Raw genomic sequence first — 16,328 nt, forward strand, 5'->3', positions numbered from 1 at the left:
TGCGATTACCCCGGTCCGAGCGCGCAGCCGCGCCCGTGCCGGCCGATCTGCGCGACCTGCCCGTCCTCGACTAGGACCGGCACGAGCGCGTTGGGTCCGACCAGGGCGTGCAGGCGCGCGCGGGCCTGGGGATCGCGCTCGACGTCGTGCTCGATGACATCGCGGCCGTCGAACGCAAGGTCCTCGCGCAGATCCGCGCAATGCGGACACCCGCGCATCACGTAGAGTTCAAGCGCCATCGGCTTGCGCGAGCACGCGGCGGATCTCGTGGACGATCGCTGCCTGCGCTTCCTGGATCCGCGGGATGTCGTCGCACCGCACCACGATCGTGTGATCCGCGAGGCCGCGGCGAACGATCTCGCCGCCGTCGTATCCGAGGAGCGCGACGGTCAGCATCCCGCGCCGCCGCGCCTCGATCAACGCCGCGACGACGTTCTTCGACCCGCCGCTCGTCGAGAGCGCGAACGCGATGTCGCCGGCGCGGGCCTGCGCGATGATCTGCCGCAGAAAGATCGTCTCCATCCCGACGTCGTTGCCGATCGCCGTGACGATCGCCGGCTCGTTCGCGAGCGAGAACGCGCGCACCGGGCGCCAGCCGTGCGGCGGCTCGACGCAGTCGATCGCGAAATCGTCGGCGTCAGTCGCCGACCCGCCGTTGCCCAAGCTCAGGATCGTTGCGCCCGCGGCGATCCGCTCGGCGATCGCGTCCGCCGCGGCGACGATCGCGGCGGCGTTCGCAGCAAGCTGCTCGCGCAAGCGCTCGGCGTCGCGCGACTTGGCGTGGATCGACGCCGCCACGTCGCTCAGCAGCGCGGCGTCATCGTCGACCATCGCAACTCCCAGGTACGGATAGAGGAACGCGGAGGCACCGACGTCGTGACCGAGCGTGCGGCGTTCGAGGAACACGTGCACGCTTTCGTACAGCGTGTGGCCGAGCAGTTCGTTGAGCTCCTGATGGACGTGCGGATCGGCGCTCGGCGAGGCGAAGGCGAAGTCCGCATCATCGCGTTCGCCGGAGAGCGCAAGCGTGAGCGCGCCGGCATCCCGGGCCCGGCGCAGCGCGCGTCGAACCGCCGGATCGCCTTCAGGCGGCCCGAAGCCGATCGCGATGTCGCCGGACCGGATGCGTGCGCTGATCCCGCTCTCCGAACTTCCGCTCAGATCCGCGGCCGGCAACGCGCGCTTTCCGACGATGACGGGATGAACGAACTCGACCGAGACGTGAGCCGCGTCGGTCGCGTACGCTTCGCGGCCGAACGTGCACAGCCGTCCGCCGGAGGTGAAACGCTCCGCGAGCGCTCGCGCGGCGAGCGCGATGCGCGCTCCCTCGCGGGCGAAGTACGAGCGCGCGAGCGGGCTGCGCGCGCGCAGACGTGCGGCGCACGCCGCGGCGCGCGGCGAGATCGCGGCGTCGTTCAGCATATGCGCGGCAGCGGATCGCCGACGAGCATGTCGATCATGCGCGTCCCGCCGTAGCCGGTGATCCCGACGACCGCGCGTGCCGGCTCGCTCTGCACCGTACCGACGAGCGCCGCGTCCTCGCCGCCTGCGACCGCGCGCACCGCCTCGAGTGCGCGCTGCGCGTCGCGCTCGGCGACAACTGCGAGGAATTGCCCTTCGTTCGCGATGTGCAGCGGATCGAGTCCGAGGATCTCGCACGCTCCGCGCACCTCGCTGCGCAGCGGGATCGCGTCCTCGTGCAGAGCGATTGCACAGCCGGCGTCACGCGCGAGTTCGTTGAGCGCCGTGGCGACGCCGCCTCGGGTCGGATCGCGCATCCAGCGCACGCCGTCGGGTACGGCGTCGAGCAGTGCCCGCACCATCGGCCAGACGCTGCGCGTGTCGGATCGCAAATCGGCCTCGAGTTCGAGCTCGCCGCGCGCGAGCAGAATGGTGATTCCGTGGTCGCCGATCGGCCCGCTCAGCAAGACGCGGTCGCCTTTGCGCACGTGCTGCGCGCCGAGCCTCAGGCGCTCGTCGACCACGCCGACGCCGAAGGTCGTCACGAACATCCGGTCGCAGGCGCCGTGCTCGACGACCTTCGTGTCGCCGCCGGCGATCGCGACACCGGCCCGCGCGGCGGCCGCCGCCATCGCCTCGAGTTCGGCCCGCAGGGTCGCCGTTTCGAGTCCGGCTTCGAGGATCAGCGAGACCATGATCGTCCGCGGGCACGCACCCGAGACGGCGAGATCGTTGAGCGTGCCGTTGATGCACAGCTCGCCGATCGAGCCGCCCGCGAAGCGCAGCGGCTTCACGACGAAGGCGTCGGCGGTGGTCGCGATCCGGCAGGCCGCGACGGGGAAGATCGCCGCGTCCGCCAGCGGCGCCAGCGTCTCGTTCGCGAAGAGCGGCGCGATCAGGCCTTCGACCAGGCGCCGCGAGGCTTTGCCGCCGGCGCCGTGCGCCATCTCGATGCGCTCGTCGGTGAAGCGAATCCGCGGCGGCGCGGGATCGGCGACGACGCCGCCGCTCACGCCGTCACCGGTTCGCCCCGATGGACGTACCGATAGTACGCCGCGCAGGCGCCTTCGCTCGAGACCATCAGCGCGCCGACGGGGTGTTCGGGGTTGCACTGGGTCCCGAACAGTTTGCAATGCGCCGGCTGGAGTACGCCTTTGAGCACTTCGCCGCACTGGGCGGCTTTCGGATCCGTGACGCGGACGCCCGGGACCCTGAAGCGCACCTCGGCGTCGAAGTCGGCGAACGCCGGCGCTAGCTTGAGCGCCGACTGCGAGATGAAGCCGAGCCCGCGCCACTCGAAAAACGGACGCAACTCGAATGCCGACGCCATCGCGCGGAGCGCCGCGAGATTCCCCTCCCAGAGAACGATCCGGCGGTACTGGTTTTCCACCCGCGCCTCGCCCGCGTGGAGCTGACGCACGATCAACAGGATCGCTTCGAGGATGTCGAGCGGCTCGAAGCCGGCGACGACGACGGGCTTGCCGTAGTCGCGCGCGACGAACTCGAACGGGCGGCAGCCGATCACCGTCGCGACGTGTCCCGGTCCGACGAAGCCGTCGATGCGCATGTCGGGAGAATCGAGGATCGCGCGCATCCCCGGCACGATCGTGACGTGGTTGCAAAACACGGAGAAGTTGCGCACGCCGAGCGTCCGCGCGCGCAGAAGGGTGAGGGCCGTCGACGGCGCGGTCGTCTCGAAGCCGATCGCGAAGAAGCACACGTGCTTCGCCGGGTTGTCCTGCGCGATCCGAAGCGCGTCGAGAGGCGAGTAGACCATGCGGATGTCGGCGCCGCGCGCCTTGAGTTCGAGCGGCGTCCCGTGCGTTCCGGGGACCCGCAGCATGTCGCCGAAGCACGTCAGGATCGTGTCGTCGCGCTGCGCGATCGCAAGACCGTCGTCGACGCGCCCGGTCGGGAGGACGCAGACCGGGCACCCCGGACCGTGCACGAGTTCGATGTTCTCGGGCAGCACGTCGCGCAGCCCGTGCCGGTAGATCGCGCGGGTGTGCCCGCCGCAGACCTCCATGATGCGATAGTGCCGGTGCGGATCGACGCTGCGCGCGATCTCGCGTGCGACCCCCCCGATCAGCTGCGGGTCGCGGAACTCGTCGACGTACTTCATCGTCGTTCGCCTCCGTCGGCGAAGGTGTACCCCCGGATCTCTTCGATGGCGAGCGCGTCTTCGCCCATCGCCTGCAGCATCCGCAACTGGTCGTGCGCCTGTTCCGCCGAGATCTTGCTCAGCGCAAACCCGACGTGGATCAAGATCCAATCGCCCGCGATCAGCGGATCGTCGGCCAGCAGCCCGACGTTGACGTTGCGCCGCACGCCGCCAACGTCGACCCTCGCCAGCAGCGGCTGGGCGTCGTCGAACGCGACGATCTGACCCGGGATCGCAAGGCACATCGCGTTACGTCGCGCCCGCGCTGAAATTGATGCGCACAGAGACCTGCGGAACTTCGTACGTGCGCGCCCGCCCAGGCGAGAACTCGACGTGCATCGCCGGCGGCGGCGCGATGACGAGCGTGCCGTCGTCGTTCCACACGGCCGTGATGAATCCCGAGAAGTCCGTCGCGGCGCCGCGAACGGCGTGGAGGCTGCTCTTCGCCTCGAAAGTCAGCGACGACGCCGCCGGGAGGACGGCGTAGCGGCTACATACTTTTGATTCTTGCATACCGGACCACGTCGTCTTGCAGGCCCTGGAGCATACCGATCGCCTTTTCGCTGCGCGCAGCGCCGAAGCTCGTGATTATCCCGATCGCTTGATTGAGCCCTTCGCGCAGAAAGGGGGGATCGCCGGACATTGCGCGTAGCCGGTCGTAGCGCGCGATATCGCTGGCGAACTTTTCGAATTGCCGCTCCAGAAAGTACACGACGCCGAACGCGACGCCGCCGAGCACCAGTCCCCGCATCATACCGTCTCCTTCTCGCGCGCGCCGCAAGCGGCGCCACGGGTTTGCCAGTCGTGCAGAATCCGCCGCACCATCGTGCACGCCGGCGCGATCGCCGCGGCGACCGCGCGCGACAAGCCGATCCCTTCGTCGACGTTCTCCGGCACGATGCCGAGAATCGCGATCGGCGGAAGCTCGCCGCCCAGCGCACGGGCGTACGCAAACGTCGCATGCAGCTCCATCCCGTGCGGATCGGGCGAACCGGCTGCCGCTGCGTCCGGCGGCTCCAGGAGCACCAGCGTACCGGGCGGCTCGTCGCGGCGCACCGCATCGACGATCAGCACGCGATCGCAGCCCGCCGTGAGGTCGTACGCGAGGTGAATCCCGGCGATCCCCGCATCGACGATCCGCACGTCGTCCGTCGCCTCCTGCGCGAGCGCCGCGGCGACGGCCGGGCCGACCCCGTCGTCGCCGAAAAAGATGTTGCCGACGCCCGCAACCAGGATGGTCATCGCGGCGGTTCCGCCGCCGGGAGCACGTCGATCTCGTCGGGCGAGAAAAACAGCGAGCGGCCGTACCATTCGTGCAGATCGCTCGCCGGATCGTCGTCGACCGTGACCGCCGCGTACATGTTGCCTTCGAGGTCCTGGTGGATCTTGCGTACCGTCGCCGTCTTGCCGGCGAGGAACGTATCCCACACGTCGGCGCGGCGGTTGGGCCGCAGGCGCACGTGCATCCCTCTGGTCACCTTGACGCCGTCGACGAAGAAGCAGTCGATGGCCCGAACGTCGATCGCGGCGAACGGATCGTCGCCGCCGCGCACCAGCGCGCCCCCGTGCAGGCGCGCGACGTCCTGCGCTCCGAAGCGCTCGGCACGCTCGACGATCGCGCGGGCGCGCGGGTCGGTGGCGCGCGCTTCGTCGCGTTCATCGTCCGAAAGGCTCAGGACGCTGAGCGTGAGCAGTTCGTCGATCTCGGTGCCGTCGAAGGCGTCGTGGCTCGTCTGCGCGGCGACCTCTGGAAAATCGTAGAGAATGATCGGCGATGCGAGCACGAGCGGCGCGCGCAGCGGATCGTCGCCGGGGTCGCCGACGAGCACGGGCCACGCGTGCTTCTGCTGCAGCGCCGCGGCCTCGGCAACCGCGTCCGCCGGCGGATCGAGGGTCGAGAGAAAGCGGCCGCCCTCGGCCGCGAGCAGCACGTGCGTCGACACCAACGCGGTGCGCAGCGCGGAGCTGCGCTCGCCGGCGACGACGGCGGAGCGGTTGCGCACCTGCACGCGCACGAGCGTGTACGGGCCGGCGGTGTCGCGGGTCAGGGTCAGTTCGCCGTGCAGCGCCCAGCGCTCGCGTACGATCCGTCCGCGCAGCGTGCCGTCGCCGTCGCGCAGGACTTCGACGTCGCTGCCGCCGCAGACGGCGAGCGGGATGCGCAGCGTCCCCGCGGCGGCCGGGATCGCGGCCGACAGCTCGCGCTCGACGCCTTCGTCGAAGCTGACGTACCGGCGGCCGGCGATCGCGGCTTCCGCAACGGGCGCGAACGATCCGTCGGCCTGGACGATCTCGACACGGCGCGCCTCAACCTGGAGAAAGCGCAACAGCACCGTGACGACGGCGTCGCTGCCGTCGAGCAGCACGTCGGTCTGCTGTTCGCACGGCTCGCCGTTGCCTGCCGCGGCGTACGCCTCCGGAACGACGACCCCAAACTGCCAGCGGATGCGGTTCTTCGCCGCGGAGGCCGTGTACGGATAGAGCAGATAGCCCTCGTACAGCACGGCGTTCGCGACCGCCAGCGCCGCCGCGAACGGGTTCTCGGTTCCCGCGCGCGGCGTCATCGTTCGACCTTCGCTAGTGCGAGCAGACGCGCGAGCGTCGCATCCCAACTCGTGAGCCGCTGTGCGCTGCGGAACTCGCGCAGGTCGTCGAACAGCTCGCGCTGCACGCGCAGCCACGCGGCGTTCGGGAAGCACGCGTCGACCGCGTCGCGCCACACGCTCACCGGGAGCGCGTACGCCGCCTCGCACGCCCACGGGACCATTTCGGTGCTCACGCCGCCGGCGTGCTCGACGAAAACCATCCCGCTGAAATGCAGCGCCAGCGGGATCACCCCGCCGGCCAGGCCGCTCAGGTATTTGTTCGCGGCGACGTCGAAGTCGTAACTTGCCGTGAGCGGAAGCGTGAACGTCGTCGCTTCGCGGAATGCCGTGACGGTGCTCGCGACGTGCATCCACAGCATCGAGCGGAGCGTCTCACCGTAGCGCCGCGGCTCGCCGAAGAGCTCCTCCAGCCGCACCGATTCGCCGCCGTCGTATCGGCGCCGCTGCGGTTCGAGCCGAACCTGCGTGCGCAGGGCGATCGCGGCGATCGGGGTCCCCGTGGACTCGGTGACGCGCACGTCGAGCACGATCGTCGGCGCGGCCGCGTACGGTTCACCGCGCGCGCCCTCGACCGCGAACGCGAGCGCGCTCATCGGGGTGCCGCGAGGCCGCGGCTGCGCTCGGCCAGCGCTGCGAACCAGCGTTCGATCTGCGCGCGCGCCTCGTCGCCGCCGTCGAAACCCCGCCACGCCAGGCGCAGCATCCCGACCAGTTGGTAGGCCGCGTCGATCGGCACCAGGTAGCAGCGCGCCGGCCCCGCGCGGCGGCGCTGCACGACGATCGCTTCGACGTCGGACTCGACTGTCGCGACGAGCGGATCGCTCCCCGCCAGCGCGTCCCAGGTCGCGAGCGGGAGCTGGGACTCGGTCGCACCGGCCGGTCCGGGATAGCACGCGACGGTGCGGTCCTCGGCCGAGTTGCGGAAGAAAAACGCGAGTTCGATCGGGATCTGCAGCGCGTCCCACGCTGCGTCGTCGAGCGCGAGCCCGGTGACCTCGGCGTAGCGCGTAGGGATCGGCTTATAACGCCCCCGCGCGGCGCCCTGCGGCTCGAAGACGAGCGCGCACGGACGGCACGCACACATGATGCGGCGCGCGTGCAGATCGACCAGATGCGCGTGCTCCGGCTGCACCGGCTCGCCGCAAAAATCGCATCGCTCGCCCGGCGCAACGGCCGGCCGTTTCCGCAGCACGTTCGCAAGCGCCGCGAAGCCGGCGCCACTGTTGCCGTCCACTCCGCTACCGCAGCGCCGCGGCGGGTGCGGCGATCAGGTCGATGTCGAAACACGCGCGCTCGGGCTGCTGCTCGCGCCGCGCCGGCACGGCGCGCACCTCGCGAATCTCCGGGACGCGCTCGAGGATCGCGCGCTCGACCGCCTGCTTGACGGTGAGCGTCGAGGACGGACAGCCGTCGCACGAGCCTTGCAGTTCGATGAGCACCACGCCGTCGTCGATCCCGGCGATTTCAATCCCGCCCTCGTGCGATTTGAGATACGGACGAACGGCGTCGAGCGCATGCTGGACCCGTTCGTCGACCGGGATCGGGTGCAGTCCGTGCAGGCACAGCAAGCCTTCGACGAGCGGGTCCGCCGTAAGCTTTGCGAAGAGCGCGTCGGCTTGGTCGCCGGTGCCGTCGTATACGATGTCGAGGATGCGCTCGAGACCGCTGCCGTAGAAAGTGACCATGGTGCGCGCCAGCTCTTCGCCGCGTTCGCGCGCCTGCCAGGGCGTGGAGATCGAGGCGAAGCCTGCGAGCAGCGCCTCGATCTTCGTCGCGAGTTCCTGCGCCTCGTCAGCCAAAGGGCGCCACCGGCGAGTGCACGGTTTCGAGCGTGCGGCCCTCGCCGAGATAGATGTGCACGCCGCACGGCAGGCACGGATCGAAGCTCCGCACCGCGCGCATGATGTCGATGCCTTTGAAGTTGTCGGGGCCGTTTTCTTCGAAGATCGGCGTCCCTTGCACGGCGTCTTCGTACGGTCCCGGGGTGCCGTAGACGTCGCGCGGGTTGCCGTTCCAAGGCGTCGGCGGCCACGGATGATAGTTGGCGATCTTGCCGTCGCGGATCACCATGTGGTGCGAAAGCACGCCGCGCACCGCCTCGGTGAAGCCGCAGCCGAAGCCTTCGTCGGGGACCGTGAACGGTTCCCAAGACCGCGTGCGGCCGGCGTGCAGTTCCTCCATCGCCTTGTCTAGGAAGTGCAGCGCCGCCGCGGCGGAGTAGGCCTGGAAGTAGGTGCGCGCGCGGTCGCGTTCGATCGCGTTCGACCACTTCGGCGTCTTCCACTCGAAGCTGACCGGACCGCTGAGCGCGCTCTTGGGCAGGTTGATCTGCACGCTGTTCCCGGTCGCCTTGACGTACCCGATGTCGACGAGTCCGGCCAGCGCCGTCGCCCACAGCCGCGCGAGCGCGCCGCCGCCGGTGTCGAGCGCGAGATGATCCTTGCCGTCGAACCAGCGCGGCGACATGACCCACGAGTATTGACTGTTGAAGTCGCGCTTCTTCGGCGTCGGCAGCGTGTGCATGTTCCACGGATGCCGGCGATCGACGTGATTGCCGAGCGGATCTTTGGCGACGAACGTCTCTTCGTTCTGCCAGTCGTCGTAGTACGAACTTCCAAGCAGGATGCGGATCCCGAGGTTGATCTCCACCAAGTCGGTCGTGACCAGCTTGCCGTCGACGACGACGCCCGGGGTGACGAACATCTTGCGGCCCCAGTTCGTCATGTTGCGATAGGTGAAATCGCAATAGTCGGGATCCTGGAACGCACCCCAGCAGCCGAGCAGGATCCGCCGCTCGCCGACGTGCTCGTAGCCCGGCAGCGCCTGATACATGAAGTCGAAGAGGTCGTCGTGCAGCGGTACGCAGACTTTCATGTACTCGACGTAACGCATCAGACGCGCGTAGTAATCCGTGAAGAGCTGCGACGTCGCGACGGTCCCGACGCCGCCGGCGTAAAGCGTCGAGGGATGAACGTGACGTCCTTCCATCAGGCAGAACATCTCGCGCGTGTATCGGCTGATCTGGAGTGCCTGGCGGTAGAAATCGCCGGCGAACGGGTTGAGCGCCGTCATGATGTCGGCGATCGTCTTGTAGCCGTGGATGTCGCCGTGCGGAGCCGGGGTCGACTTCGCCTTCTCCCAGACCGACGGGTTCGTCTCACGGACCATCTGCTCGCAGAAGTCCACGCCGACGAGGTTTTCCTGGAAGATGTTGTGGTCGAACATGTACTCGGCGGCTTCGCCGAGGTTCATGATCCACTCGCCCATCGCCGGCGGACGCACGCCGAACGCCATGTTCTGCGTGTACACCGAGCAGACGGCGTGGTTGTCGCCGCAGATCCCGCAGATGCGCGACGTGATGAAGTGCGCGTCCCGCGGATCTTTGCCTTTCATGAAGATGCTGTAGCCGCGGAAGATCGACGAGGTCGAATGACATTCCGCAACGCGGCGTTCGTTGAAATCGATCTTCGTGTAGATGCCGAGGCTCCCGACGATACGCGTGATCGGATCCCACGACATCTCGACGAGTCGTGACTGAGGCGCGCCCGTCGACGCGCCGGCCAGGTCTTTGATCGCCATCGGCGTCTCCTAGTACGAGCGGGGCGTGCGGTACCCGGTGGTCAGTTCACGACCCTTGTGGCGCCACTTCGGTTCTTTGTCGAGCGTGCTTTGGGTGAAGCCGCGCAGCGTGCGAATCGCGTTGCCGTAGACGCCGATGAGGTTGGTGGAGAGCTTCGCACCGGGCGGCTCGTCCATGAACGGCATGAACTTGTCGGGGAAGCCCGGCATCGTGCAGCCGATGCAGATTCCGCCGACGTTCGGACAGCCGCCGACGCCGCCGGTCCAGCCGCGTTTGGGGACGTTGCACTTGACGGCCGGACCCCAGCAGCCGAGTTTCACCAGGCACTTCGGCGAGTCGTATTCGGTCGCGAAGTCGCCCTGTTCGTAGTAACCGCCGCGATCGCACCCTTCGTGCACCGTGCTGCCGAACAGCCACTGCGGCCGGCCTGCTTCGTCGAGCGGGATCATCGGCGCTTTCCCGTTCGCCTGCCACAGCAGATACAAGATCGTCTCGGAGAGATTGTCGGGATGGATCGGACAGCCGGGAACGCAGACGATCGGGACTCCCGCGCTCGACTTCCATTCCCAGCCCAGATAATCGAGGATCCCCATCGCTCCGGTCGGATTGCCGGCCATCGCGTGGATGCCGCCGTACGTCGCGCACGTGCCGACTGCGAGCACCGCCCACGCTTTGGGCGCGAGCAGATCGATCCAGTCGCTGAACGTCATCGGCTGATCGGTGCCGGGCTTGTTGCCGAAGCCGGTGAAGTAGCCTTCCTTTTTAATCGACTCATTCGCGATCGAGCCTTCGACCACGAGAACGAACGGATCGAGTTCGCCGCGGCCCGCTTTGAAGAACGCGTCGAGAAACTCCGCGCCGCCGAGACTGTACTCGATCAGCGGCCAGTGGAACCGTACGTTCGGCAGCCCGGGGAGCGCACCCAGCGCGATCTCTTCGATCGAGGGCTGCATCGCCGACGTCAGGGCGACGGAATCACCGTCGCAGCTCAATCCGGCGGGAATCCACAGAACGTTGACTAGGGTGTCGCTCATCGGCCGAACCAACTCTTCGGGCGCGCATCGCACGCGCCTGATACTGACGATAGCCTCCGCATTCGACAAAAGTCAAGAACCGCTACCGAGAATTCTTTTCGGCCGCGGATTGCGCTCGCCCGGTGGAATTTCGTATGCTCCACGGACGCGAGGCATTCTCCCATGCACGAACTCTCCGTCGCACTCACGCTCCTCGACGGACTCACGGAAATCGCCATCCCGCAAGGGATTGCGCGCGTTTCTGCGGTGCACGTGCGCGTCGGCGCGCTCACAGGAATCGCTCCTGATGCGTTGTCGTTCTCGTGGGAACTCGCCGCCGACGGAACGCTTGCTGCGGGCAGCACGCTGCACGTCGAGCTCATGCCGCTTGTCGTTGCGTGCGAACGATGCCAAGCGGACGTGCGCCCGGCCCCGGGCCACGGACTCGTCTGTCCGCGCTGCGGCAGCGTCTCGCCGACGATACGTTCCGGACGCGAACTCGAACTCGTTGCGATGGAGGTTCCCGAATGACGCTGCGGCTCGTCGACATCGAACGCAAGATCCTCATCAAGAACGACGACATCGCGGCGCGACTGCGTGAACGCTTCGCAATCTCCGGTACGCTCGTCGTCAACCTGCTCTCGAGCCCGGGGTCGGGGAAGACGACGCTGTTGGAGGCGACGCTGCACCGGCTGGCGCAGCGGTATCGCGTCGCCGCGCTGGTCGGCGATCAGGCGACCGACAACGACGCCCGGCGCCTCGCGCGATCGGGCGCGCCCGTTCGGCAGATCACGACCGCCGCGGAATGCCGGCTCGACGCCGAGATGATCTCGCGCGCGCTGAGGGACTGGGAGCCCGGTCGGCTCGATGCGTTCTTCATTGAGAACGTCGGCAACCTGATCTGTCCGGCGGAATACGATCTCGGCGAGGACCTGCGAGTCGTGCTGTTCTCGGTCACCGAGGGTGAAGACAAGCCGCTGAAGTATCCGCTCGCGTTCAGCACCTCGCAGGTCGCCGCGGTCACCAAGATCGACGTCGCTGATGCGGTCGGGTTCGACGCCGCGGCGGCGCACGCGAGCATGCGGGCGGTCAACCCGCAGATCGAGATCGTCGAACTCTCTGCGCGCACAGGCGCCGGGTTCGACGCCTGGATCCGCACACTCGAAACGCGCATCGCGGCGAAATCCCGCGCGCCCGCACGCGTCTAGCGCCGGGACGTCAGCGCAGCGCGGCGATCTCCGCGCGGCTGAGCGCGCGCACCTCGTCGGGGAGCGCGACGAAGTGGACCGGATCGAGCAGGTCGTGCGCGTTGCCGCCGCTCGGATCGACGATCCAATCCAAGAACGCGCGCAGCGCCTGCGCGGTCGCGGCGTCGCTCTGCTTCTTCCGCACGACCGCGTACTCGACGTTGACGATCGGATACGTCTTGGGGCCGGGCTCGTCGATCAGCGTGATGCGCGCGTCCTTCTCGGCCTGCAGCGAGCGCGTCGCCGCCGCCAGGCCCTCGATCCCTGGTTCGACGAACGCACCGTCGCGGTTGCGCAAGGCCGCGACGCCGACGCCTTCGTTCTGCGCCTGCGCGAGGAGGCTGATCCCGATGTACGCGATCCCGTAGCGGGTGTTGCGCAGCAGGTCGAGGAGTTCGCGGTTCCCGCGCGCGGTCTGCGCGTTCGCAATCGGCGGCCACGCGATCGCAGTCGCGGGGACGAGCGTCCATTCGCGCGGCGCGGCCGCGCCGAGAAACGACGTGAACAGGAACGTATCACCGGAGCGATCGCTGCGGTGCAGCGGGACGATGCGGGCGTCGGGCAGTGGCGCACCTGGATTGAGCGCGGCGATCCGCGGATCGTTCCAGCGCGTGAGCTTGCCGGCGTAGATCTCCCCGAGCAGCGGCGCCGTCAGCCGTAGCGTGCCCACCCCGGGCAGCTGGTAGGCGATGAACTGGCCCGAGATCGCCAGCGGAATCTGCAGCAGATCGCCGCGCGCCTGCGCGTCGCCTTGAAGGTACGCGTCGGAGGCGCCGATGTGCGCCGAGCCGTTCTCCGCGGCACTGATCCCTGCACCCGAACCGGTCGCCTCCGTCGACACGTCGACGTCGGGCGCGATGCGTCCGTACGTCGCGACCCAGGTGTTCATCACCGAGAAGAGCAGGGTCGAGCCGGTTTCCTGCAGCGCGACGCGGGCGCTCGCCGCAAACGGAACGGCGGCGGCAAAGACGACGGCGAGAACGATCCGCAGGCGCAACGAGACGACTCCTGAACGGGACGCGGCGGCTCGATTCTGCGCACTCGGGCTTAAGGGATGCTTATCAGGATCGTGACCGGCCCGTCGTTAACGAGTTCGACCGCCATCTCGGCGCCGAAACGTCCGGTCGCGACCAGCAGCGGGACCGCGCGCAGCCCCGCGACGACGCGCTCGTACAGGCGTTCCGCCTGTTCGCCGCGCGCCGCCTCGACGAACGACGGACGGCGTCCGCGCCGCACGTCGCCGAGCAGGGTGAACTGGGAGACGACGAGCACCGACGCGCCGATCTCCGTGGCCCCCAGGTTCATCGCGCCGGCGGCGTCGTCGAAGACGCGGAGTCCGGCGATCTTGCGGGCGAGCGCGTCGGCTTCGGCCTCGCCGTCGCTCACCGCGACGCCGACGAAGACCAGCAGGCCGCGTCCGATCGCCGCGATCCGCGCGCCGCCGACATCGACCGACGCGCGGGTGACGCGCTGCACGACCGCGCGCACGCTACCAGTACGCGGCGGCAGCGGTGAAGAGGGCGGTGAGTTCCTCGCGGCCGACCGCGCGCGGTGCGTTGGCGAGCAGACGCTGCTGCGCGAACGCGCCGTCGACCAGCGCCGGGACGTCGTCGTCGCCGTAGCCGAGCGCGCGCAGGCCGCTCGGCATCCGGGTCGCGCGCATGAGGCCGGCGAGCGCATCGGCGAGCGCGTCGCCGGCGTCGTTCGCGTGGAGCGACGTCGACGCGCCGAGCAGCACCGCGACGCGCCGGTGATGGTCGGGCGCCGTCGGCGCGGTGAAGCGCGCGACGGCGGGGGCGCTCACGATCACCGACATCCCGTGCGGCACCATCGCGTGGTCGGCGTCGTAGCCGGCGGGGACGAAGTCGTGGACGAGCCCGGCGACGGCGTACGCCATCCCGTGCGGGACGTGCACGCCGGCGTTGCCGAAGCCGATGCCCGCGAGCGTCGCCGCGTACATCACCGCTTCGCGCGCCTCGTCGTCGTGTGCGTCCTCGACCGCGCGCACCAAATGCACTCCCAGCAGTCGCAGCGCTTCGACGCACGCAAGATCGCTGTACGGGTTCGCGCCCTGCGAAAGCGGGCGTGCGAGCGGCGTCGCCGGCCGCGGCCGCCGCGTGTAGGGTTTCGCCGTGTAGGACTCGAGCGCGTGCGCGAGCACGTCGAAGCCGCTGCACGCAACCACCTCCGAGGGCAGCGTGCGCGTCGCGTCGGGGTCGACGATCCCGAGCACCGGACGCAGACGTCGCGACGCGATCCCGGTCTTCACGTCGTGCGCCGTGAAATCGAAGATCGCGATCCCGGTGCACTCACTCCCGGTCCCCGACGTCGTCGGGCACGCGATATGCGGCCGCAGCGGGCCGGGGACCGGCGCACCCTCGCCGAGCGGCGCGTTGACATACCGTTCGAACGGCGCCGGATAGGTGGCGTAGAGGTTCGCCGCCTTCGCCGTATCGATCGCCGAACCGCCGCCGATCGAGACGTACCCGTCGACCTTCGCGTCGGCGGCGAAGGCGGCGGCGTCGCGGAACGATGCGTCGGTCGGTTCGATCCGAACGCCGTCGTACTCGGCGACGTCGACGCCGGCGTCGCGCAGCGAGCGGCGTGCGCGCTCGGTGAGCTCGAGCCGGGCGACGTGCGGATCGGTGAAGAGCGCGGCGCGCCGAACCCCCATCGCCGCCGCCTCGGCGCCGACCTCGGCGATCGCGCCGCGCCCGAACTTGACGCGGGGCGCTTCGACCTCGAGGATGGTTTCGTGATCGTGCGGGGCGGGCTGCATGTCATGCGGAAGTCCCACCCGTGGCCGAACCGATCCTTCAGGCGCGCGACGTCGCCAAAGTCTACGCCGGATTCCGCGCGCTCGACGGCGTCTCGATCGAGGTCGCGGAGAACGCGGTCCACGCGATCATCGGCCCCAACGGTGCGGGAAAGACGACGTTCTTCAACGTCCTCTCGGGGTTCGCGCCGGCGACTGCCGGGAGCGTCCGCTTCCGCGGCACCGAGATCGCCAATCTCGATCCGGCCGCGATCGCCCGGATGGGGATGGTGCGCAGCTTTCAGATCAACAGCGTCTTCCCGCATCTGACGGTCTTGGACAACGTGAAGATCGCCCTGCAGGCGCGCACCGAACTCTCGCGCCGGCTTCTCGCCTCTCCGCGCGTGACCGCGGTGCTCGACGATCCCGCGCGCGCCGCGCTCGACGCGGTCGGGCTCGACGCCGAACGCGAATTGCTCGCCGTGAACCTGCCGTACGGGCATAAACGCTCGCTCGAACTCGCGATCGCGCTCTCGCAGGATCCCGCGGTGCTGCTGCTCGACGAGCCGACGGCGGGGATGGGCGTGGAGGACATCGAGCGCACCGTCGGCCTGGTGAAGCGGATCGCGCCCGGGCGCACGATCGTGCTGGTCGAGCACAACCTGCGCGTCGTCGCCGACCTCTGCGATCGCGTGACGGTGATGCAGCGCGGCCGCGTGCTGGTCGAAGGAACCTATGACGACGTCCGCAACGACGAGCGCGTCGTGACTGCATACCTCGGCGGAGGACACCACTGATGCTCGCGCTGCGCGACGTTCACGCCTACTACGGCGAATCGCACATCCTCCACGGGATGACGCTCACCGTCGATTCCGGCGAGGTGGCGACGCTCGTCGGCCGCAACGGCGTCGGGAAGACGACGACGCTGCGCGCGATCACCGGGATTCTTCCGCCGCGCAGCGGCGAGATCGTGCTCGACGGCGTCTCGCTGATCGGGCGGCCGTCGGATCGGATCGCGCGGCTGGGCCTGGGCTACGTCCCCGAAGAACGCGGGATCCTCTCGACGCTCAGCGTCTACGAGAATCTCACCCTGCTTCCGGTCGTCGGCCCGAGCGCGTGGCCGGTGGAACGCATCTTCGACGCGTTTCCGAACCTCAAAGAGCGCGCGAACGCCGGCGGGACGACGCTCTCCGGCGGCGAGCAGCAGATGCTCGCGATCGCGCGCATCCTGCGCACCGGCGCGCGGACGATTTTGCTCGACGAACCGACCGAAGGTCTCGCGCCCGTGATCGTGGAGCGGATCGGCGAACTGATCCGCGAGATGAAATCCGACGGCATCACGATCCTGCTCGTCGAGCAGAACGTGCGCTTCGCGACCGGCGTCGCCGACCGCCACCACATCGTCGACCACGGCACCGTCGTCCAGACCCTAGAAAACGCCGAAGTCATCGCCCGCGAAAAAGAACTGCTGGACCTGCTCGGCGTCTGAGGCGGAGCGATCCGGG

General features: G+C 68.9%; 21 protein-coding genes. 4 read left to right on the forward strand and 17 right to left on the reverse strand.

Going from position 1 to position 16,328, the window contains the following annotated elements; translation table 11 throughout:
- Positions 1–5 precede the first annotated feature (5 nt).
- The 14 genes from WPS_RS08950 to WPS_RS09015 form a co-directional block, all read right to left on the reverse strand.
- On the reverse strand, positions 6–239 hold the full coding sequence (locus tag WPS_RS08950) for a glutaredoxin domain-containing protein (protein ID WP_317997459.1): 234 nt from the start codon (positions 237–239) through the stop codon (positions 6–8).
- Positions 229–1,422, reverse strand: coding sequence for an SIS domain-containing protein (locus WPS_RS08955; protein WP_317997460.1), 1,194 nt, complete (start codon positions 1,420–1,422; stop codon positions 229–231). The genes WPS_RS08950 and WPS_RS08955 overlap by 11 nt, the downstream gene beginning before the upstream one ends.
- Entirely contained in the window at positions 1,416–2,408 is a 993-nt protein-coding gene (gene hypE, locus WPS_RS08960) for a hydrogenase expression/formation protein HypE (RefSeq protein ID WP_405054946.1), read from the reverse strand. Before hypE ends, WPS_RS08955 begins: the two co-directional genes overlap by 7 nt.
- Positions 2,409–2,470: 62 nt before the next feature.
- Positions 2,471–3,583 carry a hydrogenase formation protein HypD gene (hypD, locus tag WPS_RS08965; protein ID WP_317997462.1) on the reverse strand — a complete coding sequence of 371 codons (1,113 nt, stop codon included), beginning with the start codon at positions 3,581–3,583 and terminating at the stop codon, positions 2,471–2,473.
- Positions 3,580–3,867 (reverse strand): HypC/HybG/HupF family hydrogenase formation chaperone, encoded by a 288-nt coding sequence (locus WPS_RS08970; RefSeq protein ID WP_317997463.1) that lies wholly within the window; start codon positions 3,865–3,867, stop codon positions 3,580–3,582. The genes hypD and WPS_RS08970 overlap by 4 nt, the downstream gene beginning before the upstream one ends.
- Before the next feature lie 4 nt (positions 3,868–3,871).
- The gene (locus tag WPS_RS08975) at positions 3,872–4,135 is read right to left on the reverse strand and encodes a hypothetical protein (RefSeq protein WP_317997464.1); all 264 of its coding nucleotides are present in this window, start codon (positions 4,133–4,135) and stop codon (positions 3,872–3,874) included.
- On the reverse strand, positions 4,113–4,373 hold the full coding sequence (locus tag WPS_RS08980; RefSeq protein ID WP_317997465.1) for a hypothetical protein: 261 nt from the start codon (positions 4,371–4,373) through the stop codon (positions 4,113–4,115). Before WPS_RS08980 ends, WPS_RS08975 begins: the two co-directional genes overlap by 23 nt.
- On the reverse strand, positions 4,373–4,864 hold the full coding sequence (locus WPS_RS08985; protein ID WP_317997466.1) for a hydrogenase maturation protease: 492 nt from the start codon (positions 4,862–4,864) through the stop codon (positions 4,373–4,375). The genes WPS_RS08980 and WPS_RS08985 overlap by 1 nt, the downstream gene beginning before the upstream one ends.
- Entirely contained in the window at positions 4,861–6,186 is a 1,326-nt protein-coding gene (locus tag WPS_RS08990) for a hypothetical protein (RefSeq protein WP_317997467.1), read from the reverse strand. Before WPS_RS08990 ends, WPS_RS08985 begins: the two co-directional genes overlap by 4 nt.
- Entirely contained in the window at positions 6,183–6,821 is a 639-nt protein-coding gene (locus tag WPS_RS08995) for a DUF6084 family protein (protein ID WP_317997468.1), read from the reverse strand. The genes WPS_RS08990 and WPS_RS08995 overlap by 4 nt, the downstream gene beginning before the upstream one ends.
- The gene (locus WPS_RS09000; RefSeq protein WP_317997469.1) at positions 6,818–7,462 is read right to left on the reverse strand and encodes a DUF5947 family protein; all 645 of its coding nucleotides are present in this window, start codon (positions 7,460–7,462) and stop codon (positions 6,818–6,820) included. Before WPS_RS09000 ends, WPS_RS08995 begins: the two co-directional genes overlap by 4 nt.
- A 4-nt stretch (positions 7,463–7,466) precedes the next feature.
- On the reverse strand, positions 7,467–8,027 hold the full coding sequence (locus WPS_RS09005) for a NifU family protein (protein ID WP_317997470.1): 561 nt from the start codon (positions 8,025–8,027) through the stop codon (positions 7,467–7,469).
- A complete protein-coding gene (locus WPS_RS09010) occupies positions 8,020–9,807 on the reverse strand; it encodes a nickel-dependent hydrogenase large subunit (protein WP_317997471.1) in 1,788 nt (595 codons plus the stop codon). The genes WPS_RS09005 and WPS_RS09010 overlap by 8 nt, the downstream gene beginning before the upstream one ends.
- Before the next feature lie 9 nt (positions 9,808–9,816).
- Entirely contained in the window at positions 9,817–10,842 is a 1,026-nt protein-coding gene (locus tag WPS_RS09015) for an NADH-quinone oxidoreductase subunit B family protein (RefSeq protein ID WP_317997472.1), read from the reverse strand.
- Between the two features lie 162 nt (positions 10,843–11,004).
- Between WPS_RS09015 and WPS_RS09020 the strand changes: the two genes are divergently transcribed.
- Both WPS_RS09020 and hypB read left to right on the forward strand, forming a co-directional pair.
- Positions 11,005–11,352, forward strand: coding sequence for a hydrogenase maturation nickel metallochaperone HypA/HybF (locus WPS_RS09020; protein ID WP_317997473.1), 348 nt, complete (start codon positions 11,005–11,007; stop codon positions 11,350–11,352).
- Entirely contained in the window at positions 11,349–12,029 is a 681-nt protein-coding gene (gene hypB, locus WPS_RS09025; protein ID WP_317997474.1) for a hydrogenase nickel incorporation protein HypB, read from the forward strand. Before WPS_RS09020 ends, hypB begins: the two co-directional genes overlap by 4 nt.
- A gap of 10 nt (positions 12,030–12,039) precedes the next feature.
- Here hypB and pstS read toward each other — a convergent pair whose 3' ends face one another.
- From pstS to WPS_RS09040, 3 genes are read right to left on the reverse strand one after another with little or no spacing between them, the layout of a single operon-like run.
- Positions 12,040–13,065: a phosphate ABC transporter substrate-binding protein PstS gene (gene pstS / locus WPS_RS09030; protein WP_317997475.1), complete on the reverse strand. Its 1,026-nt coding sequence runs from the start codon at positions 13,063–13,065 to the stop codon at positions 12,040–12,042.
- Positions 13,066–13,115: 50 nt separating this feature from the next.
- Positions 13,116–13,556 carry a D-aminoacyl-tRNA deacylase gene (gene dtd / locus WPS_RS09035; protein ID WP_317997476.1) on the reverse strand — a complete coding sequence of 147 codons (441 nt, stop codon included), beginning with the start codon at positions 13,554–13,556 and terminating at the stop codon, positions 13,116–13,118.
- A gap of 1 nt (position 13,557) precedes the next feature.
- Positions 13,558–14,847 carry a hydroxyacid-oxoacid transhydrogenase gene (locus WPS_RS09040; RefSeq protein WP_317997477.1) on the reverse strand — a complete coding sequence of 430 codons (1,290 nt, stop codon included), beginning with the start codon at positions 14,845–14,847 and terminating at the stop codon, positions 13,558–13,560.
- A gap of 20 nt (positions 14,848–14,867) precedes the next feature.
- Here WPS_RS09040 and WPS_RS09045 point away from each other — a divergent pair, with 20 nt between their 5' ends.
- Together WPS_RS09045 and WPS_RS09050 are read left to right on the forward strand one after the other, a co-directional pair.
- Positions 14,868–15,620 carry an ABC transporter ATP-binding protein gene (locus tag WPS_RS09045; RefSeq protein ID WP_317997478.1) on the forward strand — a complete coding sequence of 251 codons (753 nt, stop codon included), beginning with the start codon at positions 14,868–14,870 and terminating at the stop codon, positions 15,618–15,620.
- On the forward strand, positions 15,620–16,312 hold the full coding sequence (locus tag WPS_RS09050) for an ABC transporter ATP-binding protein (protein ID WP_317994187.1): 693 nt from the start codon (positions 15,620–15,622) through the stop codon (positions 16,310–16,312). Before WPS_RS09045 ends, WPS_RS09050 begins: the two co-directional genes overlap by 1 nt.
- Positions 16,313–16,328 lie beyond the last annotated feature (16 nt).

It is taken from the genome of Vulcanimicrobium alpinum (assembly GCF_027923555.1).
Taxonomy (GTDB): Bacteria; Vulcanimicrobiota; Vulcanimicrobiia; order Vulcanimicrobiales; family Vulcanimicrobiaceae; genus Vulcanimicrobium; species Vulcanimicrobium alpinum.